General features: G+C 73.0%; 1 protein-coding gene. It reads left to right on the forward strand.

Annotated elements, in window-relative coordinates; all coding sequences use genetic code 11:
- A partial coding sequence (locus tag MKK65_RS12495; RefSeq protein WP_243957991.1) for a polysaccharide biosynthesis/export family protein occupies positions 1-623 on the forward strand: 623 nt, incomplete at both ends.

The raw sequence follows: 623 nt of genomic DNA on the forward strand, positions 1-623 counted from the left end.
GGCCTGTTCTCCGGGCCGCTGGTCGCCGACCGGTTCTCCGCCGGCTCCAAATCCGCCCTCATCCCCGAGCAGCCGGTCGGCCGCGACGGCGCGATCTCGGTGCCCTATGCCGGGCGCATCAAGGTCGCCGGACGCCGGCCCCAGGACGTCCAGGGCCTGATCGAGAACGAGCTCGCCGGCAAGGCCATCCAGCCGCAGGTGCTGGTCTCGGTCACCCGGCCGATCTCCCAGGCGGTGACCGTCACCGGCGAGGGCGCGGCCGGCGCCCGCCTGCCGCTCTCGGGCCACGGCGACCGCATCCTCGACGTGATCGCGGCTGCCGGCGGCAACCGCTCGCCGGTGTCGGAGACCTTCGTGCGCCTGTCGCGCGGGCCGCTCACCGCGACCGTGCCGCTGACCACGGTGGTGTCGAACCCGAAGGAGAACATCTACCTGCGGCCCAACGACGTGCTGACCCTGGTGCGCGATCCCCAGACCTTCCTGGCGGTGGGCGCGCTCGGCCAGGCGACCGAATTGCCGTTCCAGGCCGACGGCATCACGCTCGCCCAGGCGCTCGCCAAGGCGCGCGGCCTCTCGGACTTCGCCGCCGATCCGGCCGGAACGTTCATCTTCCGGTTCGAGCC

Origin of the sequence: Methylobacterium sp. J-001, assembly GCF_022829565.1 — a bacterium.
Taxonomy (GTDB): domain Bacteria; phylum Pseudomonadota; class Alphaproteobacteria; order Rhizobiales; family Beijerinckiaceae; genus Methylobacterium.